At 73.9% G+C, this 21,825-nt stretch carries 24 protein-coding genes and 1 tRNA gene; 13 read left to right on the forward strand and 12 right to left on the reverse strand.

Going from position 1 to position 21,825, the window contains the following annotated elements:
* Positions 1-105 precede the first annotated feature (105 nt).
* Entirely contained in the window at positions 106-777 is a 672-nt protein-coding gene (locus ACFZP7_RS11200) for an O-methyltransferase (protein ID WP_031020175.1), read from the forward strand.
* 85 nt (positions 778-862) lie between these two features.
* Here the strand turns inward: ACFZP7_RS11200 and ACFZP7_RS11205 are convergent, their stop codons facing one another.
* The gene (locus tag ACFZP7_RS11205) at positions 863-1,255 is read right to left on the reverse strand and encodes an FHA domain-containing protein (RefSeq protein WP_385634330.1); all 393 of its coding nucleotides are present in this window, start codon (positions 1,253-1,255) and stop codon (positions 863-865) included.
* A gap of 87 nt (positions 1,256-1,342) precedes the next feature.
* Between ACFZP7_RS11205 and ACFZP7_RS11210 the strand changes: the two genes are divergently transcribed.
* Positions 1,343-1,750 carry a DUF1992 domain-containing protein gene (locus tag ACFZP7_RS11210; protein WP_030972244.1) on the forward strand — a complete coding sequence of 136 codons (408 nt, stop codon included), beginning with the start codon at positions 1,343-1,345 and terminating at the stop codon, positions 1,748-1,750.
* Positions 1,751-1,760: 10 nt separating this feature from the next.
* Here the strand turns inward: ACFZP7_RS11210 and ACFZP7_RS11215 are convergent, their stop codons facing one another.
* Both ACFZP7_RS11215 and ACFZP7_RS11220 read right to left on the reverse strand, forming a co-directional pair.
* A complete protein-coding gene (locus ACFZP7_RS11215; RefSeq protein WP_385634331.1) occupies positions 1,761-2,339 on the reverse strand; it encodes a hypothetical protein in 579 nt (192 codons plus the stop codon).
* Positions 2,340-2,344: 5 nt separating this feature from the next.
* Entirely contained in the window at positions 2,345-3,034 is a 690-nt protein-coding gene (locus ACFZP7_RS11220; RefSeq protein WP_385634332.1) for a hypothetical protein, read from the reverse strand.
* 186 nt (positions 3,035-3,220) lie between these two features.
* On the opposite strand from ACFZP7_RS11220, the gene ACFZP7_RS11225 reads away from it, so the two are divergent.
* On the forward strand, positions 3,221-3,712 hold the full coding sequence (locus tag ACFZP7_RS11225; RefSeq protein WP_062139067.1) for a GNAT family N-acetyltransferase: 492 nt from the start codon (positions 3,221-3,223) through the stop codon (positions 3,710-3,712).
* 133 nt (positions 3,713-3,845) lie between these two features.
* Entirely contained in the window at positions 3,846-5,090 is a 1,245-nt protein-coding gene (locus tag ACFZP7_RS11230) for a peptidoglycan-binding protein (RefSeq protein WP_385634333.1), read from the forward strand.
* A gap of 139 nt (positions 5,091-5,229) precedes the next feature.
* Here the strand turns inward: ACFZP7_RS11230 and ACFZP7_RS11235 are convergent, their stop codons facing one another.
* Both ACFZP7_RS11235 and ACFZP7_RS11240 read right to left on the reverse strand, forming a co-directional pair.
* Positions 5,230-5,895, reverse strand: coding sequence for an HAD-IA family hydrolase (locus ACFZP7_RS11235; RefSeq protein WP_019326254.1), 666 nt, complete (start codon positions 5,893-5,895; stop codon positions 5,230-5,232).
* Positions 5,896-6,036: 141 nt separating this feature from the next.
* Positions 6,037-6,618, reverse strand: coding sequence for a TMEM165/GDT1 family protein (locus ACFZP7_RS11240; RefSeq protein WP_030972256.1), 582 nt, complete (start codon positions 6,616-6,618; stop codon positions 6,037-6,039).
* 430 nt (positions 6,619-7,048) lie between these two features.
* Here ACFZP7_RS11240 and ACFZP7_RS11245 point away from each other — a divergent pair, with 430 nt between their 5' ends.
* From ACFZP7_RS11245 to ACFZP7_RS11260, 4 genes are all read left to right on the forward strand, one after another.
* Positions 7,049-7,693 (forward strand): HNH endonuclease family protein, encoded by a 645-nt coding sequence (locus tag ACFZP7_RS11245; RefSeq protein WP_019326257.1) that lies wholly within the window; start codon positions 7,049-7,051, stop codon positions 7,691-7,693.
* An 88-nt stretch (positions 7,694-7,781) separates the two neighbouring features.
* Positions 7,782-9,416: an alkaline phosphatase D family protein gene (locus ACFZP7_RS11250; protein WP_385634334.1), complete on the forward strand. Its 1,635-nt coding sequence runs from the start codon at positions 7,782-7,784 to the stop codon at positions 9,414-9,416.
* Between the two features lie 271 nt (positions 9,417-9,687).
* The gene (locus tag ACFZP7_RS11255) at positions 9,688-10,143 is read left to right on the forward strand and encodes a DoxX family protein (protein ID WP_125536045.1); all 456 of its coding nucleotides are present in this window, start codon (positions 9,688-9,690) and stop codon (positions 10,141-10,143) included.
* A gap of 199 nt (positions 10,144-10,342) precedes the next feature.
* On the forward strand, positions 10,343-11,005 hold the full coding sequence (locus tag ACFZP7_RS11260; RefSeq protein WP_385634335.1) for a DedA family protein: 663 nt from the start codon (positions 10,343-10,345) through the stop codon (positions 11,003-11,005).
* A gap of 427 nt (positions 11,006-11,432) precedes the next feature.
* On the opposite strand, the gene ACFZP7_RS11265 is transcribed toward ACFZP7_RS11260, so the two are convergent.
* Complete coding sequence (locus tag ACFZP7_RS11265) at positions 11,433-11,666, reverse strand: DUF2277 domain-containing protein (protein ID WP_031020194.1); 234 nt, start codon at positions 11,664-11,666, stop codon at positions 11,433-11,435.
* 4 nt (positions 11,667-11,670) lie between these two features.
* Positions 11,671-12,204: a GNAT family N-acetyltransferase gene (locus tag ACFZP7_RS11270; protein ID WP_030972266.1), complete on the reverse strand. Its 534-nt coding sequence runs from the start codon at positions 12,202-12,204 to the stop codon at positions 11,671-11,673.
* A gap of 163 nt (positions 12,205-12,367) precedes the next feature.
* Here ACFZP7_RS11270 and ACFZP7_RS11275 point away from each other — a divergent pair, with 163 nt between their 5' ends.
* Positions 12,368-12,712, forward strand: coding sequence for a hypothetical protein (locus ACFZP7_RS11275; protein WP_019326263.1), 345 nt, complete (start codon positions 12,368-12,370; stop codon positions 12,710-12,712).
* Between the two features lie 180 nt (positions 12,713-12,892).
* Here ACFZP7_RS11275 and ACFZP7_RS11280 read toward each other — a convergent pair.
* Positions 12,893-12,967: transfer RNA gene (locus ACFZP7_RS11280), tRNA-Val, on the reverse strand.
* 215 nt (positions 12,968-13,182) lie between these two features.
* On the opposite strand from ACFZP7_RS11280, the gene ACFZP7_RS11285 reads away from it, so the two are divergent.
* The 3 genes from ACFZP7_RS11285 (at position 13,183) to ACFZP7_RS11295 (ending at position 15,769) form a co-directional block, all read left to right on the forward strand.
* Positions 13,183-13,968, forward strand: a complete 786-nt coding sequence (locus tag ACFZP7_RS11285; RefSeq protein ID WP_019326264.1) for a DUF4097 family beta strand repeat-containing protein — start codon at positions 13,183-13,185, stop codon at positions 13,966-13,968.
* 71 nt (positions 13,969-14,039) lie between these two features.
* Positions 14,040-15,446, forward strand: coding sequence for a hypothetical protein (locus tag ACFZP7_RS11290; protein ID WP_385634336.1), 1,407 nt, complete (start codon positions 14,040-14,042; stop codon positions 15,444-15,446).
* 98 nt (positions 15,447-15,544) lie between these two features.
* Entirely contained in the window at positions 15,545-15,769 is a 225-nt protein-coding gene (locus ACFZP7_RS11295; RefSeq protein ID WP_029393509.1) for a zinc ribbon domain-containing protein, read from the forward strand.
* A 31-nt stretch (positions 15,770-15,800) separates the two neighbouring features.
* On the opposite strand, the gene ACFZP7_RS11300 is transcribed toward ACFZP7_RS11295, so the two are convergent.
* Both ACFZP7_RS11300 and ACFZP7_RS11305 read right to left on the reverse strand, forming a co-directional pair.
* Positions 15,801-16,445: a response regulator gene (locus ACFZP7_RS11300; RefSeq protein ID WP_385634337.1), complete on the reverse strand. Its 645-nt coding sequence runs from the start codon at positions 16,443-16,445 to the stop codon at positions 15,801-15,803.
* Complete coding sequence (locus tag ACFZP7_RS11305; RefSeq protein ID WP_176603984.1) at positions 16,436-17,578, reverse strand: histidine kinase; 1,143 nt, start codon at positions 17,576-17,578, stop codon at positions 16,436-16,438. Before ACFZP7_RS11305 ends, ACFZP7_RS11300 begins: the two co-directional genes overlap by 10 nt.
* A 132-nt stretch (positions 17,579-17,710) precedes the next feature.
* Between ACFZP7_RS11305 and ACFZP7_RS11310 the strand changes: the two genes are divergently transcribed.
* Complete coding sequence (locus tag ACFZP7_RS11310) at positions 17,711-18,526, forward strand: DedA family protein (RefSeq protein WP_385634338.1); 816 nt, start codon at positions 17,711-17,713, stop codon at positions 18,524-18,526.
* On the opposite strand, the gene ACFZP7_RS11315 is transcribed toward ACFZP7_RS11310, so the two are convergent.
* Together ACFZP7_RS11315 and ACFZP7_RS11320 are read right to left on the reverse strand one after the other, a co-directional pair.
* Positions 18,444-19,256, reverse strand: coding sequence for an HAD family hydrolase (locus tag ACFZP7_RS11315; RefSeq protein WP_385634339.1), 813 nt, complete (start codon positions 19,254-19,256; stop codon positions 18,444-18,446). The two genes, ACFZP7_RS11310 and ACFZP7_RS11315, sit on opposite strands and share 83 nt — an antisense overlap.
* On the reverse strand, positions 19,256-21,814 hold the full coding sequence (locus ACFZP7_RS11320) for a phosphoribosyltransferase (protein WP_385638415.1): 2,559 nt from the start codon (positions 21,812-21,814) through the stop codon (positions 19,256-19,258). The genes ACFZP7_RS11315 and ACFZP7_RS11320 overlap by 1 nt, the downstream gene beginning before the upstream one ends.
* Between the last annotated feature and the right edge of the window lie 11 nt (positions 21,815-21,825).

The following is a 21,825-nucleotide window of genomic DNA, read 5'->3' on the forward strand; positions in this document are numbered from 1 at the left end:
GAACGCGCCCCGCGCTCCCGGCCCCCCGGCTATCTTCGTCAGCGCATCCGCTCGGAGAAGCTGATGACGGCTCATGACACATGACCCACTCGGGAGGCCCACCACATGAGCGACTCGCGGCTCTGGGACGACGTCGACGCCTACTTCACCGCCCGGCTGGCCCCCGAGGACGACCACCTGACGGCGGCCCTGCGGGACAGCGAGGCCGCCGGGCTGCCGCCGGTGAACGTCACCGCCGCCCAGGGCAAGCTCCTCCAGCTCCTCGCCGAGATCCAGGGCGCCCGCACCGTCCTGGAGATCGGCACCCTCGGCGGCTACAGCACCATCTGGCTGGCCCGCGCCCTCCCCGCCGACGGCCGTCTGATCACGCTGGAGTACAGCGCCCGGCACGCCGAGGTCGCCGCCCGCAACCTCGCCCGCGCCGGACTCGACGCCCTCGTCGACGTACGCGTGGGCCCGGCCCTGGAGTCGCTGCCCAAGCTCGCCGACGAGAACCCGCCGCCCTTCGACCTGGTCTTCATCGACGCCGACAAGGGCAACAATCCGCACTACCTGGAGTGGGCCCTCAGGCTCACCAGCACGGGCAGCCTGATCGTCATCGACAACGTGGTCCGCGGCGGCCGGGTGGCCGACGCCGGTGACACCGGCGACGACGTGCGCGGCACCCGCGCGGCGATCGAGATGATCGGCAGCCACCCCCGGCTCAGCGGCACCGCCGTCCAGACCGTCGGCGGCAAGGGCTACGACGGGTTCGCGCTGGCCCGCGTGGTGGACTGAGGGGCGGGCGGGAAGGGCGGCCGGGGAGGGCGGCCGGCGGCGGTCCGCGGGGACGGGCGGGACGCGGCGGGGCCGCCGGGGGGGGTCAGACCTCGTGATAGAAGCCCACGTTGACGCTGCGCGGTTCCGAGCGGTCCTGGACCACGATCTCGCCGCTGCCGCCCCTGGGGAGCGGCACGCTGCCGCCGTACACCACGGACCGCGCGTGGCCGCCCACGGTGAGCCGGACCTCGGAGGAGGGGTCCGGCTGGGAGCCGCGCAGCCACGTCAGGTGCCAGGTGCCGTCGGGCCCGCAGCGGAACTCCAGGTGGACCCGGGAGACGAACAGCCAGTCGTCGGGCGTCGACAGCCGGCACACGGACTTGTCCCTGCCCACCCGCAGCACCGCTCCCGGCTCGCTGGGCGCCTCGGCCATCTGCATCCCGGCCGTGGCACCCGCGTCCGCCGCGGTGACGGCGGCCATGGTGAGTTCGAGCACGCGCGCTCCTTCAGAGACGTCCCTCGTTGACGTATCGCCGCCGCATGATAAATCGGCCGGTGGCGCGGTGTCCGGCACACTGGGGTCATGACCGAGCGAAAGCCACCTGGCGTCGACTTCGAGTCCTGGGTCGACAAGCAGATCCGTGAGGCGGACGCGCGAGGCGAGTTCGCCGCCCTCCCCGGCGCGGGCAAGCCCCTGCCCGGTGAGGTGGAGAGCACCTACGACGAACTGTGGTGGGTCAAGCGGAAGATGGCCCGCGAGGGCTTCTCCGTACTGCCCCCGACCCTCGCCCTGCGCAAGGAGGCGGAGGACGCCCTCCAGGCGGCGGCGGACGCCCCGTCGGAGCGGGTGGTGCGCCGCATCGTCGAGGAGATCAACGTCAAGATCCGCGACGTCATGTTCAAGCCGCCGCCCGGCCCCCCGCTGGGTCTGAAGCCCTACGACGTCGAAGAGGTCGTACGGCAGTGGCGGGAGCGCCGGGCGGAACGGTGACGCCCGTAGGTCACAGGCGCATCAGACGGTCCGCCAGCCCACGGTAGTCCCGCAGGGCCAGGCGGAGTTGTTCGGTGTCGGTGCTCGTCGCGCGGTCGTCCGGGTCCGTGTCGTGCCAGGACGTGCGCAGGGTGCGCCGCCGCTGCGCCACGGCGTCCGTGAAGCGGGCGGTGATCTCCTCCAGGACGCGGTCGGCCTCCTCGACGGAGGCGCGCGGCGCGTCGACGAAGCCGGCCACCGCGTGCCGCAGCCGCTCCCCCAGCCTGTCGCACTCGTCGTGCGCCAGGAGCGTCCCACCGTCATGGTCCGCGTCCGGGCCGCCGGCCCGGGTACCGCCCGGGGCGGTGGTCGGCGTGCCGGCCGGGGCGGTGGTCGGGGTGCCCGCCGGGGTGGTGGTCGGCGTGCCCGCCGGGGCGGTGGTCGGAGTCTCGGCCGGGGCGGTGGATTCGGCGGCGGGCCGGGGGTGTGCCGCGCCCTCGGTCAGCGGGCCGGGGCCGGGGCCGGTCTCCGGGGTGGCCGCTCCGCGCGCGCCGGGGTACTGCGTCTGCCGCTCGGCGGGGGCGCCGGGCTGCCGGGTCACGTCGGACATCTGCCTCAACTCTCCTTCGGACGGCTCTTGCTGAACGACCAGGAATGGTGCGCGCGCCCGGCGGGCGCCGCCGCGTCGCCGTCCGCCCCTGCCCGGTGTCGGGGTCCGTCGTGGCGACGGGCCCCGTCGTGGTGACCGGCCGGGCGTACCAGCTCATCGAAGAGCGCGCGGGCCGCGACCATGGACTCGCGCATCTCCTCCGTCCCCGCGCCGGCGTCCCGCTCGCCGTCCGCGCGCGCGTGGGTCACGCGGTGCACGCGCCGGTAGCCGTCGACGTGGTGGGCGTGGTGCACGGACAGCGCCGCGACCTGCTCCTCGTACTGCCCGCCCGCCGGGAAGCCCCGGGCGGCGGCCAGCTCCGCGAGCAGCCGGTCCGCCTCCTCCACCGCCTCCCGCGGGGAGTCGACGAAGCGCTCCTGGGCCGCCGTCCAGCGGGCCTCGAAACGCTCGCGCTCGACCGGTTCCAGGGGCCGCTCGCGCAGCGACCCGTGCCGCTCCACGCGGTCGGCCAGCTCCCGCTCGGCCGCCTTGGTGTCGCCGTCGTGCCGGGCCACGGCCCGCTCGTACTCGGGCCCGAAGCGCCGCTTCAGGTTCCCGCCGTGCCGGGGGCCCCGTGCGCGCAGGGCCAGGACGGCGGCCACGACGAGCACGGCCGCCACGATCACGATCAAAGCGATGATCACGCCTGTGGACATGAGTGCCTTCCGGGTTCTGGTCCCTGCCCGCTCTCCCAGCGGGCCGGTTCGCCGTTCGGGTTGCCCCTCATCCCCCGGTCAAACGGCGCCGGACGAGCGGCGGCGGCGCATCCGTGGGAAAATACGCCGCCCACCGCCCCGGAAATACGCTCGCGCGGCCGGTCGGCCCGCACCGAGAATGCCCGCATGACCTGGACCGTCGCCCCGGAACCGTACGACTCCCCGGCCGCCGCCGCCCTGTGGCGCGCCTTCTACACCGAGGTCAGCGACCGCTGGTACCTGCTGCACGAGGGCCGCCCCACCGACCCCGGCGAGCTGGAGCGGGAGATCGCCGCCCAGACGGGCGCCGACCTCGCCCCGCCCCGGGGGCTCCTGCTGGTCGCGCGGTACGGCGGCGAGGCCGCGGGCACGGCGGGCATCCGGCTGCTGGAGGCCGGGACGGCGGAGCTGACCCGGGTGTTCCTGTACGAGGGGATGCGCGGCAAGGGCGGCGCCACGTTCCTCGTACGGGCGGCCGAGGACGCGGCACGGGAGCTGGGGGCCTCGCGGATGGTGCTCGACACCCGCTCGGACCTCGTCGAGGCCCGCGCCCTGTACGCCCGCCTCGGCTACGCGGAGACCGAGCCGCACAACCACGCCCCGTACGCCGAGCATTGGTTCACCAAGTCACTGACCTGACCGGTTTGACCGGAAATAGGCGTTTCGGCCACGCAGGAAGCCGGGATTCCGGGGGCGAGCGCGCGGAAGTGTGGAGAAGATCTGCATAATCGCTGGAGTTCGCGAGGGGAGTCGCGAGGGGAGGGACGAGCGCGTGGAGCAGCGGGACCAGCCGGAACAGCAGGGAGGCGCATCGCGTCAGCGGGCCTCCTCGGGGCACGCGTGCCCCGAGTGCGGCACGGCCAGGGAGGCGGACAACACGCCCGCCTGCGCCTGCGGCACACGCGCCTCCGACGCCCTGCGCGACGCGCGTACGGCCCAGGCGGCAGCGGCGGAGGACTTCGACCCGCTCCGCATACGCCCGTACGTCGAGCTGGACGACGCCGGAGGGGCGAAGGAGCCGGAGGGCGAGCCGCGGGCGGACGTGGCCCGGGAGGACAAGGCGCGGGAGACCTCGGCTCCGCACACCGCACCACCGTCCTCCGCGCCGGGTACGCCGGACACGCCGGGCACCGCGCCCGATGCGGAGGCGACCATGACGCTGCGGGCCGTCGACGCCGGACAGCCGCCGGTCACGGGTGCGGGCGCGGCTGCTGCGGCTGCGGCTGGGGCCGTGGAGGCGACGTCCGTGCTGCCCACGCCGTTGGCGCCGTCGACCGGGGCGCCCAGCGCGCACGATCTGCGGCTGTTCGAGACCTCGGCCACCGCCGCCGCCCCCGCCGTCACGTCCGTGGAGCCCGGCACGGACGGCACCGGGCGTCCGCCGCGCAAGCGGCGCCGGGGTGTGCTGCTCAGCGCCGCGGGGGCGGTGGTGGTCGTGGTGGGCGCGGCCGGGTTCGCGAGCGGACTGTTCTCCTACGAGTCGCCCTCGCGGGACGGGGCGCTGCCGGAGGAGGTCAGAGCGAGCGTGCCGGACCCCTCGACCAGTGCCGCCCCGACCGGCCCCGAGTCGAGTACGCCGTCCGCCGCCGAGACCTCCGCCTCCCCGTCCCCGTCCCCGTCGGCGTCCGCGAGCACGAGTCCGTCGCCCTCCCCGTCCCCGTCCGCGTCGGCGTCCAGCGCCTCGCCGTCGCCGTCCCGTTCGGCCGAGACGTCACCGTCGGCCACGACGACCCCGCCCGGCGCGGCGGCGCAGGAGACCGAGGACGACGACCGGGACCACGACTACGGCGGCGGCCCCACGCTGCAGCGCGGCGACCGGGGTTCCGAGGTGGTCGAACTGCAGCAGCGGCTGACCCAGCTCTACCTCTACAACGGCGACATCAACGGCAACTACAACCACCAGGTCGAGGACTCGGTCCGCACCTACCAGTGGGCCCGCGGCATCCGCTCCGACGAACTGGGGACCTACGGCCGGGACACCCGCCGCATGCTGGAGACGGAAACCCGGGAGCCCTAGCCGGGGCTCCCGGCCGGCATCGCACCGGACCCGCACCCGGGGTCCGCGCAGGCGCCGCCCCCGGTGTCGCCACAGAAACCGCGTGTCGGGAACCGCCGCACGAGTCCCGCGGAGCCCGTCGTACCCCCTGCCCGGGGGGTCAGCCGATGTGCAGCCGGACCGTGCCGTCCGCGCCGGCCTCCACCCGCACCCGGGTCAGGTCCTCCACGACGACGTCCGGAGCGTGGACCCCGGCGCGCGGGCCGACGCCCACGACCCGCATCCCGGCGGCGCGGGCGGCGGCGATACCCGCGCCGGAGTCCTCGAAGGCGATGCAGTCGGCGGGGTCGACACCCAGCTCGGCGGCGCCCTTGAGGAAGCCCTCCGGGTCCGGCTTGCTGGCGCCGACCGACTCGGCGGTGACCCGGACGTCCGGCTGGGCGAGCCCGGCGGCGGCCATCCGCGCGGTGGACAGCGGCACGTCGGCCGACGTCACCAGGGCGTGCGGCAGGCCGCGCAGCGAGGCCAGGAACTCGGGCGCGCCGGGGATGGCGACGACGCCCTCGGTGTCGGCGGTCTCCTCGGCGAGCATGCGGGCGTTGTCCGCGTGGTTCTGCTCCATCGGCCGGTCCGGCAGCAGCAGCGCCATGGAGGCGTAGCCCTGGCGGCCGTGGACGACCTTCATGACCTCGTCGCCGTCCAGCCCGTGCCGGTCGGCCCAGCGCCGCCAGACGCGCTCGACGGCGGCGTCCGAGTTGACGAGGGTGCCGTCCATGTCCAGCAGCAGGGCACGGGCGGTGAGAACGGTGGTGGCGGTGGCCGTCATCGGCAGACTCCAAGGCGCGGGGAGGAAACAAGGCGGCCCCGCCCGCCGGTCAGGGAGAACGGGCGGGAGCCACTTTGTTTCTCCACGGTACAAAACGGAGCCCGGTCGCGCCACCGCCCCGCCCCGACGTTCACGAACCGTTCAGCCCGCGACCGCCTCCCACAGGCTCCACACACCCAGGCCCAGCATGAGCAACGCGGCGATCTTCGTGATCAGCGCCAGCGGCACCCGCTTCATCAGGGCCTTTCCGCCGACGATGCCGAGCCCGGCCACCGCCCACAGCGCGAGCACCGCGCCGAGGCCGACGGAGAGCGGATCGTCGTAACGGGCCGCGAGGTTCGCGGTCATGATCTGCGTGAGGTCACCGAACTCGGCGACCAGGATGAGCATGAAGCCCGCCCCGGAGACCTTCCAGAAGGACTGGTCCTCCGGCTTGCGGATCTCCTCCTCGTCCTCGTCCTTCTTCATCAGCAGCACGGCGGCGCCGCCCAGGAAGAGCACGCCGGTGATCGCGTGCACGATCTGCTGCGGCAGCAGGGTCAGCACGCTGCCGGCCGCGACCGCGAGCACGACGTGCAGCAGGAAGGCCGCGGCCACACCGGCGAAGACGTACGAGGCCCGGTAACGGGTGCCGAGGACGAGGCCGGCGAGGGCGGTCTTGTCCGGCAGTTCGGCGAGGAAGACGACGCCGAAGACGACTGCCGTCACGGTCAGGCTGATCAAGGGATCCTCTATCGGTCGGGGCCGCCCCGCCGAGAGTGTTGGTCCTGCTTCTGCGCTGCGGACACCTCGGCACGGCAGCACACGGATCGCCCCCGCCGTACGGCACGGGCGTGCACTGCTTGCCGAAGGTCTCGCTGACCGGTCTCGCGCACGAGACCCGCCTCCGGGCGCCGGCTCAGACGAGCTGAGCAGTATGTCGACGGTCCGGCGAAGAGCTACTCCCCTTCTGCGCCGTCCATAGTACGCGACGCTCGCGGGCGGCCAGGAGGGCCGAAGGTCCCGAAGCGCTCGGTCACGAGTCGCGTCGCACCCATAGACGTGCCATGCACACGTCACTAACTTCTTACCGGCCGCACATCTGTGCGCCATGCGGCGCCGTGAGCATTCCCCTGCTCGCGTCCCGACACCCCCACATCCCAAGGGAGTTCGCATGCCGAAGTTCTACGCGCGTCGACGGCTCGGTTTCCTCGCCGCCCTCACCGGCCTCATAGCCTCGGCCGGGCTGCTCAACGGCCCGGCCGCCTCCGCCGCCCTCCCCACCCCGGTCAGCGCCGCCACCGCCCGCACCTACCTCGCCTCCCTCAGCGTGAAGACCGAGAGCCGCACCGGCTACGACCGCGACCTCTTCCCGCACTGGATCACCCAGTCCGGCACCTGCAACACCCGCGAGACCGTCCTCAAGCGCGACGGCTCGGGCGTCGTCACCGACTCCTCCTGCGCCGCCACCAGCGGAAGCTGGTACTCCCCCTACGACGGCGCCACCTGGTCCGCCGCCTCCGACGTCGACATCGACCACCTCGTCCCGCTCGCCGAGGCATGGGACTCCGGCGCCGGCTCCTGGACCACCTCCCGGCGCCAGTCCTTCGCCAACGACCTGACCCGGCCCCAGCTCCTCGCGGTCACCGACAACGTCAACCAGGCCAAGGGCGACCAGGACCCCGCCACCTGGATGCCCTCCCGCACCGCCTACCGCTGCACGTACGTCCGCGCCTGGGTCCAGGTGAAGTACTACTACGACCTCTCGGTCGACTCCGCGGAGAAGTCCGCGCTGCAGGGCTACCTCGCGAACTGCTGATCCGCCGTCCGCCGCGTGTTCGGCGCGGAACCTCCCCGTCGGCCTCCGTCGTTCCGTACCGTACGGGGCGACGGAGGAGGACATCACCGTGGCCGGACTGCGCCTGGGACCACTGCTGAGGTACACCGACGGCTCGTGCGCGACCGTGTGGGTCGAGAGCGACGGGCCCTGCACCGCCGAGGTGCGCTGCGCCGACGGGGCATCGGGCTCGACCCGTACGTTCCGGATCGCGGGCCACCACTACGCGCTGGTCGCGGTGAGCGGCCTGACACCCGGCACGGCGACGGAGTACGAGGTGCTCCTCGACGGCGCGCGCGTGTGGCCGCCGCCCGAGTCGCCCTTCCCGCCCTCCGTGATCGCCACCTCCCCGGCGGACGGGGAGCGGCGCATCGCCTTCGGCTCCTGCCGCTGGGCGGCACCCCCGGCCGGCGGCCACGACCCGGTGGGGCCGGACGCGCTGGACACCCTCTCCGCGCGCATCGCGGCCGACCCGGAGGCCGCCCGCCCGGACGTACTGCTCCTGCTCGGCGACCAGGTCTACGCCGACGAGATCTCCGACGCCACGCGCCGCTGGATCTCCGGCCGCCGCGATCTGGCCGACCCGCCCGGCGACCAGGTCGCCGACTACGAGGAGTACACCCGCCTCTACTACGAGTCCTGGCTCGACCCGGAGGTGCGCTGGCTGCTGTCCACCGTGCCCAGCTGCATGATCTTCGACGATCACGACGTCATCGACGACTGGAACACCTCCGAGGCGTGGCTCGCCGACATGCGGGCCACCGACTGGTGGAACGAACGGCTGCTCAGCGGCCTGATGTCCTACTGGGTGTACCAGCAGCTGGGCAATCTCTCCCCCCGGGAGCTGGACGCCGACCCCCTCTACGCGGCCGTCCGCGAGTCCCCCGACGGCACCGACGCGCTCCGCGCGTTCGCCGCGCGGGCCGACGCCGACCCGGCCTCCGTCCGCTGGAGCTACCGTCGCGACTTCGGCCGCGTACGGCTGCTGATGGTGGACTCCCGCGCCGCCCGCGTCCTGACGGAGGACCGCCGCGCGATGCTCGACCCGGGCGAGGCCGCCTGGCTGCGCGAGCAGGTCATGGAGGACCGGGACGCCTACGATCACCTGCTCATCGGCACCTCCCTGCCCTGGCTGCTGCCCCACCTGGTGCACGACGTGGAGGCGTGGGACGCCGCGATGTGCGCCGGTGAACGCGGCGAGCGCTGGGCCCGGTACGGGGAGCGGATCAGACGCGGGGCGGACCTGGAGCACTGGTCGGCCTTCCCGTCCTCCTTCGACGCCCTCGCGGACCTGATCGCCGAGGCCGGTACGGGCCCGGGGGCGCCCGCGACGGTGAGCGTGCTGTCGGGCGACGTCCACCACGCCTATGTGGCCGAGCCGTCCTGGCCGGGCCGTACGCCCGAGGCCCGGATCGCCCAGTTGACCTGCTCGCCGGTGCACAACTCCGTGCCGCTCTCCATCCGTCTCGGCTTCCGCTTCGGCTGGAGCGCCGTGGCGCGCGCCCTCGGGCGGCGCATCGCCCGCCACGGGCGCTGTGCGGCGCCGGCGGTCGGCTGGCGCAAGACCGGCGGTCCGTGGTTCGGCAACCAGATCATGACGCTGACCCTGCGAGGGCGGTCGGCCCGGCTGCGCCTGGAGCAGGCGCGGGCGGAGAAGGACGGGACGACCGTCCTGCGGACGATCACGGACCGGGAACTGGCGTAGGGCCGGACTGGCGTAGGGCCGGACGGGCGGAAGCCCGGGGCACGAGGCGGGCGGAGTGACGGATTCGGTCACGTCGGCGGGCCCCGGTCCGAGTGTGGGAGCGCTCCCACCTGCGGGAGCCGCCGAGGCGAGGCGGTGACCATGCGCGACGTCATGGCCAAATGTTGAACTTGCAAGTATTCGTTAGGCTGACCTAACGTGGGCCGCCCACTCGGTTCCGTCCCCCACCGGTCCCCCTCCCGGGCCGGCCCGACCGAAGGAGCAACCCCCCATGTCCGAACGCCTCGACAGCGCCCAGCCCTACGCCCTCGGCCTGTTCCGCATCGTCGTCGGCCTGCTCTTCGCCTGCCACGGCGCCGCCTCCCTCTTCGGCGTCCTCGGCGGCGCCTCCGGCACCGGCGGCACGATCGAGAGCGGCACCTGGCCGGGTTGGTACGCCGCCGTGATCCAGCTGGTCGGCGGCGGCCTCGTCCTGCTGGGCCTCGGCACCCGCGCCGCCGCACTCGTCAGCTCCGGCTCCATGGCCTACGCGTACTTCAAGGTGCACCAGCCGAGCGCGCTGTGGCCGATGGAGAACGGCGGCGAGGCCTCGGCCATGTTCTGCTGGGCCTTCCTGCTGCTGGTCTTCACCGGGTCCGGCGCCTTCGGCCTGGACCGTCTGCTGGCACGGCGGCCGTCCGAGCGGGAGAAGCCGGCCGCGGAGCCGCAGACCCCGGTCGCGGCCTGATCCACCGTTCACGTCCCCGGGGACACCTCCGGGGACGTGAACACACCGTCCCGGTGAACGTTCCGTGCCGATCACCCAAGCCCCCTGTGAACCGTCTGTCACACCCCGGGCGTACGCTGTATGGCTGTCATCGGCCGCTCCTGCCGTCCCCGCGTCCCGCGGCATGGCCCGGCCCACGGGGGAGTAACGGGGAGTTGTGGTGGTCGAAAGTATCGGAAGCGTCGCTTCGCTGGTCAGCAGCCCATGGATCTATGTGCTGGTGACCGGTTCGGTGCTCCTCGACATCTTCCTGCCGGTGCTGCCGAGCGGCGTCCTGGTGATCGCGGCGGCCACGGCGGCGGCGGCCGGTTCCGGTGCCGCAGCGGCGGCGGGCTCGGGTGCGGCGGCCGCCGGGCGGGTCCCGGAGGACGTTCCCGACATCCTGGTGCTGACCCTGTGTGCGACGACCGCCTCCGTCCTGGGCGACCTGGCGGTCTACCGCCTCGCCTGGCGCGGGGGGCCGCGCCTGGACCGGGCGATCGCCCGGTCGCGTCGGCTGACCACGGCGCAGGAACGTCTCGGCGGGGCCCTCGCCCGAGGTGGGGGCGCCCTGGTCGTCCTGGCCCGGTTCGCGCCCGCCGGCCGCTCGGTCGTCTCCCTCGTCGCCGGCGCCGCGCACCGCCGGGTCCGCGAGTTCCTCCCCTGGTCGGCCCTGGCCGGGCTGGCCTGGGCGGCCTACAGCGTGGCCCTCGGGTACTTCGGCAGCCAGTGGCTGGGCGCGAGCTGGCTGGCGACGGGGGTGTCCCTGGCGGCGCTCTTCGGCGCGGGAGCGGCGGCGGCGTACCTGATGCGCCGCCAGCCCCGTCAGGCGGAGGCCGCCTGACCGCCCGACCCGCGGCACCCTTCGGGGTGGTGCGGCTCGGCCGAGGCGGAGGATGAGGTCCAGGCGGAGGCCGAGGTCGAGGTCGAGGCGGGCCGGCACGGCACCGGCCTGCCCGCGCCTTCGGACCCGCCGTGCCTTCGGACCCGCCGTGCCGCCCGGCGGCGCCGTCGAGGCTCGACGCTGCGTGGTCCGGCGGTCGGCGGATCGGCTGTCGGCGGTCGGCGATACGGCAGGTCGGCGCTGCTCGCCGCGGCGCCCTTGGGGAGCCGGGCGGTCCCGTGCCGGTCCTCGCCCGGGCAACCCCGCGATGCCCCTGCCGCCCTCCCGCCCGGCTCCGCCGGCGCTCGGGCACCGTCAGGTCACGCGAGCGGGCGGACGTACGCCGTGGCCGGCTCGCGTGCCACCGGGAGCCGGTCAGGCCGTCATGTTACGAGGCGCGCCGGGTGCCGGCGCCTCCCCGTACCTCCAGGTCGGCGAGCAGCTCGGCCGTGGCGGCGGCGACCGCGTCCACGGCCCGCTCGAAGACCTCACGGTTGTGCGCGGCCGGGGCCCGGAAACCGGAGACCTTGCGGACGTACTGCAGGGCGGCGGCCCTGATCTCGTCCTCGGTGGCCTCCTCCGCCAGGACGGGCGGACGCAGTGTCTTGATGCTGCGGCACATGGCCTCAGTCTCCTCTCTCCAGGTCCACCCGCCAGTCGTTCGACTTGATCCAGTGGCCCTTCGGATACTCGAAGTCGGCCTGGCCGAGCAGGACGAACCCCGCCCGTCGGCAGACCGCGTTGGAGGCGGCGTGGTCGACGCTCGGAAAGGCGTGCAGATACCGGTGCTCACCCGCGTCGCGGGCGGCTCGCACCACGGCACGGGCGGCCAGGGCGGCCAGCCCACGCCCTTGGAACTCCGGCAGCACGGCCCACCCGGTCTCCCAGACCTGCGCACCGCGCCACGTCCGCTGCCAGTGACCGATCGAGCCGACGGTCTCACCGCCGTCCGCCAGCGTCACCCGGTACATCCGGCCCGGCGCCGCGTCGAGGTACCGACGGTGCCGCAGGGCCAGCCGCTCCTCCGTCTCCGGGCCGCCCAGGTGCGCGGTCATCTCGGGGGCGTTGGTCCTGCGCAGCAGCCACAGGTCCCCTTCTCCCCAGGGCACGAGACGCACCCCGCCCGCCCCGCCACCGGTCCGCTCGTCCGTGCCTTCCATGTTCCTCACGGTAGGGCAGGGGTCTGACAGTCGGCGGGCCGTGACGGTCGGGGGACGACGGTACGGCCGGGGACAGTGGGGTGCCGGGAACGGGCGCCACCCTTTCGCGTGAACCACCGAAGGGAACGCGCGCCTCAAAATCGAACAGGCGTATTATTGGAGCGTGGCTACGACCTATGACTTCCCCAGTGACCTCCTCGCCGGCCAGGAGGAACTGCATCAGGTCCGGGCCGAGCTGTCGGCCCTGCTCAAGCGTCTCCCCTGGTCCGTCGAGCCGCTCGACGGATTCAGCGACGACACCGGCTGGCGCAAGGTCGAGCGCCCGGCCTCACCCGGCTGGTCGGCGGACGAACAGGCCGAGGTGGAAAAGCTCCGCCGCCGCGAACGCGAACTGGCCGTGTTCGTCAGCACCCATCGCTACTGGTCGCAGATCACCGGCCCCGACCGGGTGACCGCCCGCTCCGAGCTGAAGCACGCACACGAGACCCCGCCGCAGGAAGAAGCCTGAAGGCGTTCCGAAGGACCCTCGGTAGCCTCAGGAGCCCTCCGGACGGTCGGACGAGCCCGACAGCGGCCGTCCCGGCAGGGACCACGGCACCGCGTCCACCGCGCGCGACGCGTCGCGCGCACGCGAAAGGCCCCCGGACTTCTCCGGGGGCCTCGCGCCGACGACGAGCGGCGCCGGTCCTGGTGGGCGCGGACGGTTTCGAACCGCCGACATCCTGCTTGTAAGGCAGGCGCTCTACCCCTGAGCTACGCACCCAGGACGAGTGGACAGCCTACATGGCACAGGGCAGTGCCCGGCAATCGCCGGGTCGCCCGTCTCCCGGCCCGGGGGTTAACCCCACTCCCGATCCGGTAGCGGTCCGGATCCCGCCCGGGCCCGCCGCTCCGTACGGTCGAAGAGCCTCGCCGCACCGGGCCCCGCCGAGCGGGTCCGCTCGTCGGCACCTCGTCGTCCGTCCTTGGGGGAACGTCATGACCCGCCGCACCCTTCCGGCCCGCGCCTCGGTGCGCGCGCTCGCCGCCGCCGGTACCGTCGCCGTCCTCGTCGCAGGCCTCGGCGCCTGCGCCTCCGCGGCGGACGACAAGGACCCCGACCGGCGGGCCTTCGCCTTCCAGGGCGACACCCTCACCATCGACGCCGACGACTCCGGACTGGAGGTCGTCGCCGACGACGCCACGCCGTCCGGCAGGATCGAGGTGACCCGCTGGTTCCAGGGCTCGGTCGTCCTCGGCTCCGAACCGGAGGTGACGTGGAGCATGGAGGACGGCAACCGGCTGAAGCTGCGGATGCACTGCTCCGGCGTGGTCGCCGACTGTGCCGGCAAGCACAAGGTCCGGGTGCCGCGCGGGATCGCCGTCAAGGTGGAGTCCGACGACGGCAGTGTGCGGGCGCGGGGCTTCAGGGACGCGTTGGAGATCCGTACGGCGGACGGGTCCGTGCGCGTCAGCGACTCCACCGGACCCCTGGAACTGCACAGCGACGACGGGTCGCTGCGCGCGGACGTCTCCTCCCGCCGGGTGAAGGCGTCCACCAAGGACGGCTCCATCCGCATCGAGTGCGCGGCCGTCCCGGACCTGGTGGAGACCCGCAGCGACGACGGCTCCGTGCGCGTCGACCTGCCCCGGGAGACGTACAAGGTGTCCGCCGACAGCGACGACGGCTCGGTCGACGTGTCGGTGCCCCGGGACGACGCCAGCTCCCACGTGGTGAACGCGCGGACCCAGGACGGCGAAGTCACGGTCCGAACCGCGAACTGACCGGCCCGTGTGTTCGTCCTTAACGGGTGGGAGAATGAACCCGGGCAGGACGGACGACACGGGAGAGGGATGTGACGGCGACACCATCGCAGCCGTACTCGCCGATGGTGCCGCGCGCGCCGCGCCTGCCGCACCACTCCGTCCGACGCCGTGCGCCCGGAGCCGTCCGGGACGTGCTCACCCTCGTGGGGCTGCCGCTGCTCGCCGCTCTCGCCCTGCCCGCCGCGTTCGCCGGGGGCGGCACGCGACGCTGGTTCGGGGGGCGGGCCGAGAGCCAGCGGGCCGAGGCCCAGGCCGCGAAGGACGACGCCGCGGCCGCCTTCTACGAGCTGGACACCGCCCAGCGGGACCTGCGGATCTCGATCGAGACCATCGCCGCCGTCGACTCCTCCCCCGCCGCGCGGCGCGCGGTCGGCGACTTCGAGGCACTGGGCCGGCGCATCGACGAGGTCAGCCGCCAGTACATCAACGCCGTCGACGCCCACGACCTGGACCGGGACGACCTGGAGGCGTCGGCCGCCTCCCGCGCCCGGGCCGAACTGACGGCCGCCAAAACCGAGCTGGGACGCGTCAAGCAGGAACTGGACCGCTTCGCCCAGGGTCTCGGCCCCCTGCTCGGCAAGGCCGAGACCCAGCTGGCCCGTCTGGCGCCCGCGGTCGAACGCGCTCGGCAGGCCCTGCTCGCCGCCTCCGACGCGCTGGACGCCGCACGCGACTCCGGGCTGCGGGCGGACGACCTCGCCGCCCGGCTCGCCGCCCTGGGCCCGGAGCTGACCAAGCTGAACCAGGGAGCCGGGCAGCACGGCGTGCCACAGACCCTGGAGCGGGCCGAGCGGGTCACCCGGGAGGCCGAATCGGTGCGCGCGGAGGCCGAGAGGCTGCCCGAACGCGCCGCCGAGATCGGCCACCGGCTGGTCTCCCTGCGCACCCGCGCCCAGGCCCTGACCACCCGCGCCGAGCAGGTCGAGCCGGTACTGAGCGAGCTGCGCCGCCGCTTCACCGCGGCCTGCTGGCAGGACCTCCAGCAGGTCCCGGACCAGGCCGCCGACTCGGTCCGCCGGGCGGAGCGGAAACTGGCCGAGGCCCAGGCCGCCCGCGACGAGCAGCGCTGGCCGGACGCCACCGCCCTGCTGTCGACGGTGCGGGCCCTGCTGAACACGACCGACGAGGCCGTCTCGGCGGCCGGCGACCGCCTGCGGCGGCTGAACGCCGTGCAGAAGGACCCGCAGCAGGAGATCGAACGCACCCGCTTCGCCATCCGGGACGCCCAGCGCCTGGCCATGGCCGGCCGGAACACCCCGGACCCCCGTCACGCACGCCCCCTGGACGAGGCGGTGGCGCGGCTGGAACGGGCGATCACCACGCTGGAGGGCCGGCACCCCGACTACTGGCACTTCCTCACGGAGACCGAGGAGGTCCGGCAGACGGTGGCCCATGTGGTCTCCCTGATCCGCGAGGAGCGCGGCGCCGGTCACTGAACGCCGGCCCGGCCGCCGGTGCGCCTTCGGTCCGGCCCGGCCGGGCTTTCCCGGCGCACGCCCCCGACGCGAGCCGCCCGGCCGGTTAACCTGTGCCCATGCCTCGCTACGAGTACCGCTGCCGCAGCTGCGGCGACACCTTCGAACTGAGCCGCCCCATGGCCGAGTCCTCCGCCCCCGCCTCCTGCCCGGCGGGCCACGACGACACGGTGAAGCTGCTGTCGACGGTCGCGGTCGGCGGCTCGTCCTCCGGGCCCGCTCCCGCGCCCTCGCCGGGCGGCGGGGGCGGAGGCGGCTGCTGCGGCGGAGGCTGCTGCGGCTGACCCCGACGGCCGGCCCCGACCGGAGCGGCCGTCAGCTGCCCAGGTAGCGCAGTACGGCCAGCACCCTGCGTGAATAGCCCTCCCCTCCGGGCAGTTCCAGCTTGTCGAAGATCGCGTTGGTGTGTTTCTCCACGGCGCTCTGCGAGATGTGCAGCCGCCGCGCGATCGCCGCGTTGGTGTGTCCCTGCGCCATCTCGGCCAGCACGTCCCGCTCCCGCACGGTGAGCCGGGCGAGCAGATCGGTGTGGGTCGTCCGGCCGAGCAACTGCCGGACGACCTCCGGATCGAAGGCGGCGTGTCCGGCCGCAACCCGCTCCAGCGCGTCCAGGAACTCGTCCACCTGCACGACCCGGTCCTTGAGCAGATAGCCCACTCCCTCCGTCTCGCCGGTCAGCAGCTCCGTCGCGTACCGCTTCTCCACGTACTGCGAGAGCACCAGCACCCCGACCCGCGGCCAGCGCTCGCGTATCTCCAGGGCGGCGCGCAGACCCTCGTCCGTGTGGGTGGGCGGCATGCGGACGTCGGCGACGACCACGTCCGGCGGGTCCTCGGCGACCGCCTTCAGCAGCAGCTCCGCGTTGCCCACGGCCGCCAGCACCTCGTGGCCCTCCTCCGTCAGCAGCCGCACCAGCCCCTCCCGCAGCAGGGTCGAGTCCTCGGCCAGGATCAACCGCATGGCAGCTCCGCGGCCACGACCGTGGGCCCGCCAGGCGGGCTGACCACACGGAAGGTGCCGTCGAGGGCGGCGACGCGCCGGGCGAGCCCGAACAGTCCGCTGCCGGCGGCGTTCGCCCCGCCGCAGCCGTCGTCCTGGACGCTCACGTACATCCGTTGCTCCTCAGCTCTGACGGCGACGCTTATCCGGGTGGGCGCCGCGTGCTTGACCGCGTTCGTGACAGCCTCGCAGACCACGAAGTAGGCGACGGTGGCGACGGCCTGCTCGGGCTCCTCGGCCAGCTCGTACTCCACTCCCACCGGCACGGACGCCCGCTCGGCGACGGTCTCCAGGGCCGCGCGCAGACCCGCCTCGTCCAGGGTGGTCGGATAGATCCGCCACGCCACCTCGCGCAGCTCGTCGAGGGCGCGGCGGCTCTCGTCGTGGGCCTGGCCCATGAGCCGGTCCCGCCGCTCGGCGTCCTGGCTGCGGCGGGCACGGCCCAGCAGCATCCCGAGGGCGACGAGGCGCTGCTGCACGCCGTCGTGCAGGTCGCGCTCGATACGCCGCCGTTCGTCGTTCACCGCGTCGACCACGGCGGCCCGGCTGGCGGACAGCTCGGCGATGCGCCGCTCCAGCTCCTCCTGGTGCCGGGGCCCAAGGAAGTGGCGTGCCAGCTGCCCCTCCAGTCCCACCACGCCGAATATTCCCTGTACGGCGAGGAACACGAGAAAGAAGCCGCCCAGACTGCCGAGGACCAACGAACCGGGGTCGCGTATGCCGTCCAGCAGGAGCCAGCCGTACAGCCCGAAGGTGCCGTACCCGAGGCCGATCGCGGCGGTCAGCATCACCACGCCGCCCAGCACGCCCAGGGCCCAGCGGCAGGCCACGTACCGCAAGGCCCGGACGTCCTCGTGCGCGGGCGTGATACGGAGGTCCAGCCACATCGCCAGCCGGGCCCGCTCCAGCCCCGCCAGGGTCCGCGCGCCCGCGAGCACCGGGCGCAGTACGGCGCCCCGTCCGGCGGGCCAGGCGGCCACCGGCAGCAGTACCGCGCCGGCCAGGAGGGCGAAGAGCAGCTCGACGGCGGCGGTGGCGGTCCCCATGATGAGGCCCACCCCGCACCGCACTACACGCCGCGCCATGTCTCGCATGATCGCGAGGCTAGCCGGGCGCCCGCGCGGCACACACTGCGGAAAACCGCAATTCTCGCCTGCGGTACACCGCAATCGATCGTGCGGATTTCCTCAGGGTCCCTTCAGCTCCGATTTCCTAGCGTGGTCGGCATGACAGCCCTCGCAGCGCAGACGGCCGCGGACAGCGGTGCCGCACCGCAGTGGATCAACGACCTGATGGACGCCCTCGGTGCCCCGGGCGCCGGCCTCGCCATCGCTCTGGAGAACCTCTTTCCTCCGTTGCCGAGCGAGGTGATCCTGCCCCTGGCCGGGTTCGCGGCGAGCTCCGGCCGGATGAACCTGATCGCCGTCCTGCTGTGGACGACGGCCGGCTCCGTCATCGGCGCACTCGCCCTGTACGGGATCGGCGCGCTGCTCGGCCGTGACCGGACGGTGGCGATAGCGGGCAGGCTGCCGCTGGTGAAGGTGTCCGACATCGAGAAGACGGAGGCGTGGTTCCAGAAGCACGGGACCAAGGCGGTCTTCTTCGGCCGGATGATCCCCATCTTCCGGAGCCTGATCTCCGTACCGGCGGGTGTGGAGAGGATGCGGCTGCCCGTCTTCCTCGCGCTGACCACGCTGGGCAGCGCGATCTGGAACACGGTGTTCGTGCTGGCGGGCTACGCGCTGGGCGACAACTGGTCCGAGGTCTCGAACATCGCCTCCACGTACTCGAAGGTGATCCTCGCGCTCGCCGCGCTGGCGCTGCTGGTCTTCGTCGTCATGCGTCTGCTGCGGCCGGGCGGCGGTCAGCGCAGGCGGGGCCGCGGCCGAGGCGACGGACCGGACATACGGCCGCAGGCCGACGACGACCGGCCCGGCACCGGGGGCCGTGACGGCGGGGTCAGCGAGCCGGACTCGCCGCCTGCAGGAACTCCTGGAGAATCCGCTCACCGGCCAGCACACCGCGCTCGGGCAAGGCGCTGATCGTCGGGGCCGTCCAGTCGGAGTCGGCCAGCTCGCCGTGACCGGGGCGCCACCCCCGGTCGGCGGCGAGCAGCAGGTCGGCGTCGAGGAGGGAGTCGCCGGCGGCGAGGGTGAGGTCGGCGCCGGTGCGGTGGGCGACCTCGCGCACGGCGGCGCTCTTGGTGAGCGGCTTGGGGACGGCGTAGATCTTGCGGCCCTGGAGGGAGACGGTCCAGCCGCGGTTCTCCGCCCACACCGCGAGTTCCTTCACCCACTCCTGCGGCAGCAGTTCGCGTTCGACCACGAGGTAGGCGAACAGGTCCTCGGCGACCCGGTGCTTGCGGACCCACAGCGGGTCGGCGGTGTTCATCAGGTGGTCGCGGACCTCGGCCAGCGAGGCGCATTCGTCGGCCAGCCGTGCGCTCACCCGCGCCTGCCAGTCGGGGTCGGAGACGCCGTCCACCAGCAGGTGCCCGCCGTTGGCGCAGATCGCGTACTTCGCGGGCGGTCCGGGAAGGCTGATGCGCCGGTACTGCTCGCGGGTGCGGGTCGTGGTCGGCACGAAGGCCGCCGCCCCGCCGAGTTCGGTCAGCAGTCGGGCGGCCGTCTCGGTCATGTAGGACAGGGGTCTGCTCTGGTAGACCTCCACGCACAGCAGACGGGGTGCCTGCGGGTCGGGCATGGTCAGCCCGAGCGCGGCGGCCGAGTAGATGAGCGTGCGGTCGAGGTCGCTCGCGACGAGCACCGGCATCAGAGCGTCACCGCCTTGCCGTCGGCGCCGGTCGCGCCCCGCGTGTACTGGGGATGGATCAGGCCGACGCAGGTGTAGGGGAGATCGGCGACCTCCTCGACGGGTACGCCCCGCTGCTCGGCCAGCAGCCGGACGTGGTCCAGGTCCGCGCCGGCTCCGGCCCGGGCCAGCACCTTCCACGGCACCCGGCGCAGCATCACCCGGGTGGTCTCGCCGACGCCGGGCTTGACGAGGTTGACGTCGTGGATGCCGTACTCCTCGCTGATGCGCTCGACGGCGGCCCAGCCCTCCCAGGTGGGGGTGCGGTCGGCGGCCAGGAGGTCCTTGGCCTGGGCGTCGACGGTGTCCGCGACGTCCGGGAAGCGGGCGGTGACGGCGTCGAGGAAGGCCGTGGACAGGTCGGCTCCGGCGAGTTCGCGGTAGAACTTCGCGCCGTGGAAGTCGTTCGGGCCGACGAGGTCGGCGCGGAGCACGGTGCGGGAGATCAGGCCGGAGACGGTGGAGTTGAGGCAGGCGGAGGGGATGAGGAAGTCGTCGCGGGTGCCGTAGGTGCGTACGCAGGAGCCGGGATCGGCCAGCACGGCGATCTCCGGGTCGAAGCCGGTGACGCCGTCGGTGGCCTCGAAGTCGCGCAGGGCGGCGGCGAGTTCACGGGTGATGGCGCCCTTGCCGGTCCAGCCGTCGACGAAGACGACGTCGGCCGGGTCGTGGCGGTCGGCCAGCCAGCGCAGCGCGTTGGCGTCGATACCGCGGCCCCGGACGATCGACACCGCGTAGTGAGGGAGGTCGAGACCATGGCGGAACCGCGCCCAGCGGCGCATCAGGATGCCGACGGGGGTGCCCGCGCGGGCGAGGGACACCAGCACGGGGCGCGGGGAGCGTTCGGTGAGCACGATCTCGGTGACGGCGCCGACGGCACGGGCCAGCCGGGCGGCGGAGGTCTCCAGCGCCGCGTGGAACAGCTCCTGGTACTGCTCGGTGGGCTGGTACTCCACGGGCAGGGACTCCGCGTAGTGCGCTCCGCCGCTCTGGATGGCCTCCTCGCGTTCCTCGGTCGGCGCCTCCAGCGTCACGTCCGAGAGGTCCTGGAGCAGCCAGCCGACCTCGTCGGGGGCGTACGAGGAGAAGTCGGGGCCGCGCAGGGGCTCGGGCAGCATGGAGGGCCTTTCGGAGGCGAGCGGGGCGTGCGGGGCCCGGGGGACGTACGACGGGACCACGGCCAGCAGGACGTGCGGACAGTGGGCGGCGAGCCGGGCCAGCAGTCCGTCGGGCGCGTGCAGCGCGGGGGTGTCGGCGGCCGAGTCGACGACGGCGACGACGGCGTCGAAGCCGGCGCCCGCGACGTTGTAGGCGTAGCGCTCGCCGGGGCCGTCGGCCGGGTCGTCGTGCGCGGGGAAGACCAGGCGGGTGCGTATCGCGTAACCGGGGTCGTCCACCGCGAGGACGGGAGAGCGGGTGGTGGTCGAGTAGCGCACGACGGTGTCGACGGTGTGCTCCAGCTCGCGGGCCAGGCGCAGCGGCGCGTACATCAGCTCCTCGAAGCCGAGGACGAGTACGCGTCGGGCGCCGGTGGGCAGCGCCCGGGCGATCCGGCGGGCCATGCCGGGCAGGGCCGCCTCGAGCCGGTCCCGCTGCGCCGCCGTGAATCCGTGCCGTCCGCCGTCCGGCACGCCCGCGGGCCAGCGCAGGTCGACGCGGGCGACGGTCCCGGCAGGGTCCGGCGCCGGCGTACCGGCGGCGGCAGCGCCATGGGGGGCGTGCGCGGCCCCGGGGGTTTCGGCGTCCCACCCTTCGCCGGCCGGTCCGGCGGCCGGCGCCTCGTGGCGGGCGACCAGCTCCTGCCCCTTCTCCAGGACGTCGTCCGGCAGCCGGACCGTGCCCGAGGCGGCCGTCACCAGGTCGATGCGGGCGCCGATCTCCCGGGCGAAGTCCTCCAGCCGGCCCGTGTCGGCGGGCGAGCGCATGTCGACCAGGGCGACGACGACATACCGCTCGCGGGGGTAGCGCTCGTGCAGGGCTCGGACGGTGTTGAGCACCGTGTTGCCGGTGGAGAACTCGTCGTCGACGAGGACCAGCGGCCCGTCCTGGGCCAGCAGCGCCGGGTCCTCGGGCAGCAGCAGGTGGGAGGTGGCGTGCGAGTGGGACTCCTCGAAGCCGCCCGCCCGGGCGACCCCGGCGACCGGGCGCCGGGTGGAGTGCAGGTACGTGGCGGTGCCGAGGCCGTCGGCGACCGAGTGGCCGAGGCCGGTGGCGGTCTCCGCGTAGCCGAGGACCACGGCGCTCGCGGCGGCCTCGGCGCCGAGCAGGTCGCGGACGCGGCGGCCGAGTTCGACACCGTGGCCGTAGACGAGGGAGGGCGACTGCGGGACGTGCTTGCCGAGGACGTTCGAGACGAGCAGGTGCGCCCGCTTGGGGTTGCGGCGCAGGGCGAGTCCCAGCAGGGCGGGCAGTGCGTCGTCGCCGTCGAGTTCGACGCCGAGCCGCTCGGCGACCCAGCTGCCGGACCAGACCGCGTCGGGTCCTCCGGCTCGCTCCTCGGGGCGCGCCCTCTCGGTCATGTGCTCGTGCC

The sequence above is a fragment of the Streptomyces sp. SudanB5_2050 genome (assembly GCF_964272335.1).
Lineage (GTDB): Bacteria > Actinomycetota > Actinomycetes > Streptomycetales > Streptomycetaceae > Streptomyces > Streptomyces rochei.